Source organism: Streptomyces sp. MCA2, from assembly GCF_023544705.1.
Lineage (GTDB): Bacteria > Actinomycetota > Actinomycetes > Streptomycetales > Streptomycetaceae > Streptomyces > Streptomyces decoyicus.
Window position 1 is genome coordinate 1 of sequence record NZ_JAMJFM010000102.1, and the last position, 9,220, is coordinate 9,220.

At 67.0% G+C, this 9,220-nt stretch carries 8 protein-coding genes; 6 read left to right on the top strand and 2 right to left on the bottom strand.

Going from position 1 to position 9,220, the window contains the following annotated elements; genetic code table 11:
* Positions 1 to 355 precede the first annotated feature (355 nt).
* The 6 genes from M8I34_RS40670 (at position 356) to M8I34_RS40695 (ending at position 5,701) form a co-directional block, all read left to right on the top strand.
* Complete coding sequence (locus M8I34_RS40670; RefSeq protein ID WP_308372802.1) at positions 356 to 607, top strand: hypothetical protein; 252 nt, start codon at positions 356 to 358, stop codon at positions 605 to 607.
* 688 nt (positions 608 to 1,295) lie between these two features.
* Positions 1,296 to 1,820, top strand: a complete 525-nt coding sequence (locus M8I34_RS40675; protein ID WP_250058099.1) for a hypothetical protein — start codon at positions 1,296 to 1,298, stop codon at positions 1,818 to 1,820.
* Positions 1,817 to 2,212 (top strand): hypothetical protein, encoded by a 396-nt coding sequence (locus tag M8I34_RS40680; RefSeq protein ID WP_250058100.1) that lies wholly within the window; start codon positions 1,817 to 1,819, stop codon positions 2,210 to 2,212. Before M8I34_RS40675 ends, M8I34_RS40680 begins: the two co-directional genes overlap by 4 nt.
* A gap of 106 nt (positions 2,213 to 2,318) precedes the next feature.
* Complete coding sequence (locus M8I34_RS40685; RefSeq protein ID WP_250058101.1) at positions 2,319 to 2,495, top strand: hypothetical protein; 177 nt, start codon at positions 2,319 to 2,321, stop codon at positions 2,493 to 2,495.
* Positions 2,492 to 3,781 (top strand): TniB family NTP-binding protein, encoded by a 1,290-nt coding sequence (locus tag M8I34_RS40690; protein WP_250058102.1) that lies wholly within the window; start codon positions 2,492 to 2,494, stop codon positions 3,779 to 3,781. The genes M8I34_RS40685 and M8I34_RS40690 overlap by 4 nt, the downstream gene beginning before the upstream one ends.
* 3 nt (positions 3,782 to 3,784) lie before the next feature.
* Positions 3,785 to 5,701 (top strand): TniQ family protein, encoded by a 1,917-nt coding sequence (locus M8I34_RS40695; protein ID WP_250058103.1) that lies wholly within the window; start codon positions 3,785 to 3,787, stop codon positions 5,699 to 5,701.
* Positions 5,702 to 5,865: 164 nt separating this feature from the next.
* On the opposite strand, the gene M8I34_RS40700 is transcribed toward M8I34_RS40695, so the two are convergent.
* Both M8I34_RS40700 and M8I34_RS40705 read right to left on the bottom strand, forming a co-directional pair.
* Positions 5,866 to 7,863: an SUKH-4 family immunity protein gene (locus M8I34_RS40700; RefSeq protein ID WP_250058104.1), complete on the bottom strand. Its 1,998-nt coding sequence runs from the start codon at positions 7,861 to 7,863 to the stop codon at positions 5,866 to 5,868.
* Between the two features lie 48 nt (positions 7,864 to 7,911).
* A partial coding sequence (locus M8I34_RS40705; protein WP_250058105.1) for a hypothetical protein occupies positions 7,912 to 9,220 on the bottom strand: 1,309 nt, incomplete at its 5' end.

Consider the following 9,220-nt stretch of genomic DNA (forward strand, 5'->3'; position numbering starts at 1 on the left):
TGCCCGGTGAGCGCACTCGCAGGCCGGCTCGCCAAGGACCTGCCGGGCACCGGCGACCGCGCCGGCACATCGATCGCAGACGAGCCGGCATCCAGTGAATCGGGCCAGCGTCTGGCGAACAGGGTGATTCGCGATCAGCGTGACAGACGTACCGTTTATGAGAGACGCCTAGGCCGAGGGCCACCCGATGATGAGTTGCTAAGCCGAGGTTTCCCACCGCGCTCCGCGGTCGGCGCCCGCGGGAGCACTGCACCTCCGGCACTGCCCCCCACCTCATCGCGAACGGTGGTAGTCGCTCTTCGCGGCTATGTGGGGCCTGCCCACCAGCGATCCGAAGTCGGAAGCGATCGGGAAGGTGACCAACCAGAACATCCGGCTCACCACCGACACCCCCGCCCGTGTCAACCCTTCGGGGCCACTCCAAGAGCGGCTCTCGACCAATCGGTTCGAGAAGAGCCTGCGGGTGGTGGTGAACTCAGTGATCTTCCGGTCCTCCGGCCAAAACCTCACGACGGCTGGCACTTACACCGAGATGGCCTCACGCCTTACCGAACCCGTCCTCCTCGGCCTCGCCGCCCTCGCCATCCGAGGACGTATCAAGCGCTGATCGACTGACACTTCTCATGGCAAACCCACTGACGTTCCCGTGGCAGACGACAGTGCAGTAGTTGGCGGATCTTGCTTCCGTAACACTGCGTTGTGGTCAGTTCCGAAGATCGGGCCCTGTCGCCACGTGGGTGGTGGTGCTGTGGGTGAGTGAGCGCGAGTGCCAGGGCAGGGATCCGGTCGGACTCAAGTCGTCTCGACGAGCTTGTCGCGGTGTACAGCGGGGATGCCGCATTTCGGGATGAACTCGATCTCGCGGATGGCTGGATCTGTCGGTGGAGTTCGACGTGGCGGGTGGGTGCTGGTGAAGTCTGCTGGCCGGTCCGCGACATGGCTCATGTTCCGGTGCCCTGCTGGCCTGCGCGGACGGACGCTGGACCCGGCGCCGCAGTGGCCATCGCAGCGTCACCGAGGAGGTCCGTGAGGCGATCTTCGCGGTCAAGGCAGAGTGCGGGGAACGCGCCCGCCTGAGCCTGGCTGCCAGGCACCGGTTGATGCACCAGTACATGCGTGAGCGGTTTCCGGCGTTTCCGGCCGAGAGGATCCCTTCCCGTTGGACGTTCGCGGACGTCTGGAAGGAGTGGTTCGGGCCCGCTGGAGCCCGCCCACGTTACGGACGGACGGCTCAGGCCGCCGCGGAGGCCGGCGTTTCGGGCCGGATGGTGGTCCACCGCCCGGGGCAGGTCCTGGTGTTGGACTCGACTCCGATGCCGGTGAAGCTGCGCGAGACCGTGTTCGGCGTCGCGGTCACCGCGACGTTGACCCTCGCGCTCGATCTCTACACGCACGGGCTGCCGGCCTTCCGGCTCACGCTGCAGTCCGACACCTCGGTCGACGTCGCGATGCTGCTGCGGGACGTGATGCTGCCGCTCCCGATGCGGGAGGGCTGGGGCGAGGACATGGAGTGGCCCTACGCCAGGGTCCCGGCCGACGTGATCGCCGAGTTCACCGGGCACCGGGTCGCCGCTCTGCCGTTCTTCGCCCCGGAGACGGTCACCACCGACCACGGCGGCCCCTACAAGAACCACGACCTGGTGGAAGCCGAACGCGAGATCGGCTGCCGGATCCTGCCTGCCCGCGTGCTGCGGCAGACCGACAAGTTCGCGGTCGAGCGGCAGTTCCTCACGATCCAGACCATGCTCTTCGAGCACCTGCTGGGCTTCACCGGCGGCGACGTCGCGGACCGCGGAGCCGACCTCCGCGTCGCGGAGTGAAGATCCTCGGGCTCTGGTATCACCACCCGGTCCTTGACGAGCCGCGCTTCCAGCAGCCCTCCGCCCGAGGCGGCAGGCACGCGGGCCAGTGGGTGGTCCGCAGTGACCGCAGGGACCGCCGGCAGGTGTTCTTCCAGGACCCGGCGGACCACGAGACCTGGCACGTCCTGCGCTGGCGAGGGCTGCCGCCCGAGGGTGAGATTCCCGCCTTCTCCGACAAGACCGCCGACGCTCTCCTGGGACACGTGAAGGCGAACAACATCAAGATCCATTCCGAGGATGAGCTGTTGGAGCATCTGCTTGGGATCCTCGGCTCGGTCACCCCCGTCGACGAGTGGCCGAGCCAGGCCGGGAGAAGGCGGGGAAGAAGCGGCGCGTCGCCAGGCCCGTGAGATCGCCCGCGCGCAGACCGCGGTGGCCGACCGTCCCGCCGAGCCGGCCCCCGCGGACGAGCTGTCTGCGGCGCGGATGCCTGCGGCCTGGGTGGAGCACGCCCGCATGATCGACAGGGCGGTCGACAGCGACCGCCGCCGGCGACGGGAAGAGGCACTCGCCGGAACCCGGCCGGTGGCTCCGCCGACGCTGCACGAGGCCCTGAACCGGCGGCCCATGTTCCTGCCGCCGCCACGCGACGACGCGGACGCCGAGACGACTGTCCGGGAGGACGACGCGTGACCCGAGACCCCTCGCACGCTGATCCGCTGGAGGGCCTGCCTTCACGGTCCAGGATCGCTGAGTTGATCCTGGGCGGGCACCCGCCGCGCGACACCTACGTCGGCTGGCAGAGCTACCGCTCACGCCGCGGCCTGCTCCTTCCCGCTCGGGCGATCTCGCTGCAGCAGTGGAGGACGATCCCGGAGAGCCGCCGCGCGGACTACGACCTCTTCCGCCATCTGACGAACGCGAACCTTCCGCTGCAGGACACCCCCATGCACGACAAGGTGGGCAGGCTGATCCGCCGCCGACTGCGCGGGAACACGATGAAGCAGGACGACCCCACACGCGCCGGCGTCATGGTCAGCGGCTGGGGCAACTACGGCAAGACGGCATCCGTCTGCTCGACCGCGGCCGTCTTCGAGGACCACTGGCTGCAGATGCACAGCTACCTCAAGCCCGGGGCTCTGCCGGGCACCCGTGACATCCACACGCCGGTCGTCTATGTCTCGACTCCGGTGACGGCGACACCGAAGAGTCTTTGCGCCTCGATCCTGGGCTTCTTCCGCGCCGAGATGCGCAAGTCGGCCACTCTGCCGGAACTGGTACGGCAAGTCGCCGACTCCCTGCACGACCACGGAGTCAAGGCGCTGATCCTGGACGATGTCAGCCGGCTGCGCATGCACCGGGCCGACGACCAGGACGTCCTCGACCTGATCCGGGCCTTCATGAGTCTGGACGTCACCTTGATCCTCACCGCCGTCAACATCCCCGGGATCGGGCCGCTGCGGGAGGCCAAGTGGAACAAGAGGTCCGGGCAGTGGGAGATGCCCCCGCTGGAGTCGACCCGCATCCACGGCCTGGAGATCACTCAGACAGAGCACCGCTTCGACCTGATCGAACTCGACCGCTTCCGCTACACCACGCCGAAGCAGATCCAGGCGTTCGTCAACCACCTCGACGGGATCGAGCGGCATCTGCGGCGGCTGAACGCGGAGCGGGGCATGCTCACCGACGGCACCATGCCGGAATACCTGATGCGTCGCACCGGCGGCGTCGTCGGACTGCTCGGGCGGCTCATCGAAGACGGCGCCCAGGAAGCGATGGACGGCGGAAGAGAGGTCCTCGACGAGGACCTGCTCGACGAGATCGTCCTGCGGCGGGAAGAGATGACCGACGCCCTCGACGAACCCGTCCCCGCGGCCACGGCACCCGCCGCTCGCCGGCGCTCCGGCGCGAAACGCCGGCCTCGCAACACCGTCTTCGACGATCACGGACCGCGCACTGCCGACGACAGGACGGGCTGACCCATGCCTGCCGCCCAAGCCCCGCTGCCCAGGAGCCTTGAACCCCTGCCCGAGGAGAGCCTGCCCGGCTTCCTTCTCCGCCTGACTCACCGACTCGACCTGACTCCGCACCAGTTGGCACGGCGCGTGATGCTGATTCCCCCAGATGATCCCCATACCAGAGTCTCCGCGGCACACCTGCTGATGATGCAGTCGGCTCGCCTGCACGCCTTCGCCGACGTGACCCGGATGACCTCCGCGGACGCCGACGCGCTGACGCTCAGGCCCTACGCCGATCGCTACTCCGCCCTTGCGCGGGCGCTGGTCCGCCCGGGAAGCATTCCCCGCCCCCGCAGACTGTCCCAGCCCTGGCTGCTGGTGAACCATTCACGTTACTGCCCGGCCTGTCTCGCAGGCGATGGAAGCCCGATCCAGAACCGCCATGGCGGGCCCTGGAAGCGACAGTGGCGGCTGGCTGTCGTCTTCGCCTGCCTCGATCACTGGACCTTCCTTCGCAGCGAGTGCCCGCGCTGCCGACTGCCCGCGCTCAGCGGCAGATCAGGGGGTCCCCTGGCCTTGCTGCCCGCCGCCAACGCGCCCAGGCTCCACCCCGCCCAATGCCGCAACTGGCTTGACGGTTCCGGCAAGCGTGAAGTCTGCGGTCACCGCCTCGACGGCGCCGAACCAGCCCCTGCGGCCCTCACCCCAGAACTCGCGGACCTGCAGACCGTATTACTGGACCTCCTGGACGGTGACGAGCCCGCAGAAGTCGTCTCCCAGCGGTTCGCCGATCTCCAGGTCGCCATCTCCCTGATCCAGGCGGGCTGGCCCGTCGCGGCCGAACTCGCCCCCGCCGCGACCCGGGCCATTCTGGAAGCGCATCTCGCACCGCAGCAGCAGGACGGTCACAGCCCCGGCCCAGCGGCCGAGAGCGCCAGCTCGCCACCCGCGGGCGTCTGGAGCGCACCACCCGGTGACGCGATCGCGACGGCCGGTCTTCTCTTTGCGGCCTACCACCTGCTCGCGCAGGATTCTTCCGGACCGCGCAGCGCCCTGCCCCAGCTGCTACGGAATCTTCCCACCCGCGACGATCTCCGCTGGGGCAGGACCTGGCCCATGCTCGCTCACGAGGCTTCTCCCTCGCTCCGGCGCCGGACCGACCAGGTCTACCGGCACAGACTCTCTGCCGACTGGATCCGTCAGGGAGCCCCGACACTGCGGGCCTCCAAGGCGAACACCACCCAGAAACTCTTCGCCCCGACCCACACCCTCACGGACTTCGGGATCGCTCCCGAGCACATCCCGCAGTCCCTTCCCAGCTCCTGGTTGCTTGCCGCCACCCTGGAGGACTCCGAGCAGGCCCTCACCAGCCGCCGACGACTCCGCCGCATTCTCCCGGTCCACCTGGTCCAAGCGATCAGCGACATGAACTTCCTGGAAGCGGCAGCCTTCCTCGGAGTCCCAACGTCCTGGACCACCCGGGGCCGACTGCGGGTCAAACCACTGAACCCCTATCAAGACCTCAAGGACCGGGACCTACTGGCCACGCTGAAACGCCTGGCCGAGCACGTCAGCGGCGAGGAGAGCATCGACTACCGGGCCCGCCGCATGCAGTTCTCCCGCTGGTCCATCGACGACAGGACCTGGGACGAGCTCTGCCGCCTTCACCGTCGAGGCAGAGGTCCCAAGCCGACAGAACGCACCCGAGAGTGCGCATCCGCCTTCGTCTGGAGCTACGTCACCGGCAGCGAGTTCACCCTCGCACCAGTCTTCCAGCCGCCAATGCGGCCCGACGACCGAACACGAACCGACGATTTGCCGCACTTGACCCTTCTCCGGCGCTGGGAATCGCAAGAACAACCCATCCCCTCCGCCGGCCTTTGCAGGGCCCTCGAAGACCACGCCAGGCAGCTGATCACAACCGTCACTCACACACCGTGATCAACGCACACCCTGGGCCGCCAACTATCGCCCTCAAGATCCGCCAACCAGCTCCCTCTCGCTGCTGACGACCTGCGCCGCAGGGAGCATCACCCGCCAACTACGATCCTCGGTCACAGCTGAGAGCCCGGGGCGGCTCTTGGGGTGAGGTGAGATCGGGCCGACTACTCGGTACCCCAAGTATCCAGATCGCCGTCGAATACCTGCTCCCAGTGGTCGGCATCCGCTACGGCTGCGTCAATCTCTTCGGCCCATGCCCGCACACTGCTTCGGGCATCCCGGTATTCATGCGGCGTATTGAAATTGCTGATCAAGAACTCGTGGTAGAGGCGGAGGAGAACGCAGAACTGTCGAAGGCCGGTCGCGAGGGTGGTAGAGGCGTAGCCGGTCCGGCCGTCTTGCACGACGGCTCCCGTCGTGCCGTCCAGCAGCACGGGGCCGCCCGTCCATTCGCCCAAGGTGTAGAAGGGACCGTCGCTTTCGGGCTGTTCAGCGTCTTCCGGCCACGGGGCTTCCACAAGTCCCGATACGTGCAGGTCCACGGTGGACATGAAAGGAAGCTGGTCCGGCAATGCGGGCAGACCTGTCGTGGTGAGGAAGTGTCGAGCATCTTCTTCGGAGAGCCCCGCAGGCAATCGGGATTCCTCCAGCACGCGGCAGGTGTGGGGCCCGAACGTGGCCTCCAGCCAGGATTGCGACGGTCCGTCCTGCGTAAGTGCCGGTGCGGGGCATGCCCACTCGCTCGGAGCGGTGACGGGACCGACGAAGGGCTCCGGCATCGCCGAAAGGCGAGGACTTTCGCGGGGCTCGGTGTCCATTGCCACGGCGAAAGGACCAGTGGGGCCCGCGATGAGCCAGTCTCCGTTCGGCTGTGGCTTGGATCTGAAGGGGTGGGCGGATCCGAGGATGTTCCGGACAGGAGGTGCGGTCTCGCTGCGCGGCCATGATCGGCTGACCGGGATTCCTTCCGGGGTTTCCTCGTACGGCTGTGAGGACGGGCCGAATGTGCCGTATGGGCGACAGTGTGACCAGACCGTGCGCCACGGCAGAGCGATTCCCGCTGTGGCCATCGACCGGGCCGGCGTCTCGTTGCCACGGCTGACGGTGGCGTGGTGCAGCCACGCCACCCACTCCGGATGCGGTGCCGACGCCAGCCCCAGCGCCTCCAGGTAGTGGGCATCCACGGCGATACCGCCAAGAGGCACGCCGCCCGGCCAGGCGGCGGCCAGGCCCTGGAGCAATCCGTACGCCTCGAGATTCGCCAGCACGGCGCCGTCGCCCAACAGCGCCTCCAGGGATCCGGCATGGGCGGCGTGGAGAGCCAATGTCTGTGCGGCGTAGGCGCCGAGCGGACCTGAAGCACTCCAGGCCCCCGTTGCCTGGTCGGCCGTCCGCTGCATCAGGAAAGCGACCACGGCTTCATGCTGGACGGGGCGAAGCTCCCGCATCCGGTGACGGGTCGATTCGGCTCGGAAGGCGACCTGTCGGTCCACCCCGGCGGTGTCCGAGACCGAGAGCAGGTCGGTGAGCGAGTCTGTCAGCCCGGCCAGCTCGCGCGCCGAAGTGTGAATGCCCAAGGCATGACACAGCTCCGCCCACACCGACAGATGCACGCTGCGGGTCTCCGTCGCCGCCAGCGCCTCCAGCTCCGGATAGGTCTCCAGTAGGCCTGCCAGAACCGCGGCACGGTCTTCCTGGTCCAATTCCCCTTGGAGGACGAGCTCGTTCCGGGCCGGGGCGAGCACCCAGCTCTTGTCTGCGGACCGTTCCACGATGAAGCGGAGACTCGGCCGCGCGGACCTTTTCATGGTGCGGAGTACGTCTCGAGTGATCCGGCTCGCTTCGTTCGAGGAGACGAGTGGGCCGGCCCATTGCACGTTTGCGAGCAGCGCGACACCGCCGCTCCTGATCCTGCGCGCGGCTTCGGAGAGGGGCCCGGCTCCGCTGTCCGCCTGCCACGTGTTCAGCAGGCGGAACGCGACGTCCTCCGCGGTCAGTCCCGTGCAGTCGAGGTAGACGGCATCCGGAATGCGGTCCGCCAGGCCTTGCAGCAGCCGCGTTTTCCCGGCGCCTGCGGCACCGCGGATCGCAAACGTTTCGTACAGCCTGTGCGGCTCCTCCAGCCACGATTCGATGCGCGCCATGGCGCTTTCCGCTGTCATCGCACTCGATCCTCGATTGGTTGAGCGTCGCTCGCCGACCGTAAACGGTCAGACTGTAGCGCTTGTGGTGCCGGGGTTCTGCGGTGGCTGTGTGGGGGTGACCGCGCTCATCCATATCCGGAGCCATTCACCCCGATATTTGATCATGTCACTGTCGGTCATTTTCTTGACGCGATCCCGCTCGGCGTTGTCGAGTGCCTTCCCTTCCTTAATCGCCTCGCGGCGCTCGGCAGCAGTTGCGTACTCCCCCTGTTCGGCAGCTTCTTCAAAGCCCATCGCGCCCTTGCGGTATCCGATGCCGTACGAGATGCGGAGGTTGCTTTTCGGGATCGGCCCCTCGCGTTCCGCATCGCGCTTCGTGCGTTCGGGCTTTTTTCGGCTCCGGGATTCTCCGGGCTCACGTTCCATGTCGTTGCTGAGATAGTCGGAGCAGTTCGCCCCGCCAGTGCCGCTTCTGTCGCCGCAGGGCTCGAATTCCGTGAACAGTGAGACGACCTTGTATTCGCCGGGATGTTTGGCCTCAACGGCTCTCATCCATTCTCCGAGGTGCGGCTCAGAGTGATCATGGTGGTATCGCTTGCTGCCGGGGATCGATGAGTCGATGACGTAGTCGACCTCGACTTTCCCGTCTTTGCCCGTCTTGTGCACTTCGATAACGGCATAGTTCTTACCGGACATGTCCGGTCGCATGCCGTTGTCCTTGTTCTGCTTCAACAGGTTGTCGAGCTTGTCATGCGTAGCGTCTATCGCTGCTTGGTCCGGGCTCCCTGCCTCGTGTGCCACCGCGTACTCGCGGGCCAGCGAGGCGGGTTCGGGCTTGTTGTCCCCTTCCTTGAGGCGCTTGATTTCATGGTTCTCATGCATGGAAACGCCGGGACGGGGATTGAGGTCTTCAGTGATACCCGCGGGGCGTCGCCGGCCAGGGTCTTCGTTGACGGGGCTGCTTCCGGCGGCTTGAGCTTCGTGGTAACCGGTGCTGATGCGAGCAATTCCGGCGACAACGGCCATTTTTTGTTCGTCGTTCAGGCCCTCGAAGCCCTTCAGGAGGCTGTTGAGACGCTGCTGGCTGATTCTTCCATTTGCCTGTGCTTCCGCTACCACGCGCGCGAGCGAGCCGTCACTTGCCCAGCGATGAGCATTATCGAGAACGGGTGCTAGATCGATCTGGGAAACGTCATGCGTCACTCGCAGTGTCCCCTGCGAGTCTTCGAGCGGCAGGTCGTACTGCGCATGGTCCGCCCCTTGCCGCTCGCCGAACTCCGCGGAACCTCGGACCGCTTCCGGATCGAATCGCTCGGGCGGAGCACCTGCGGGCTCTGACGGCGGGCGTTGCGTGTCGGCGGTGGGGCGGCGGTCT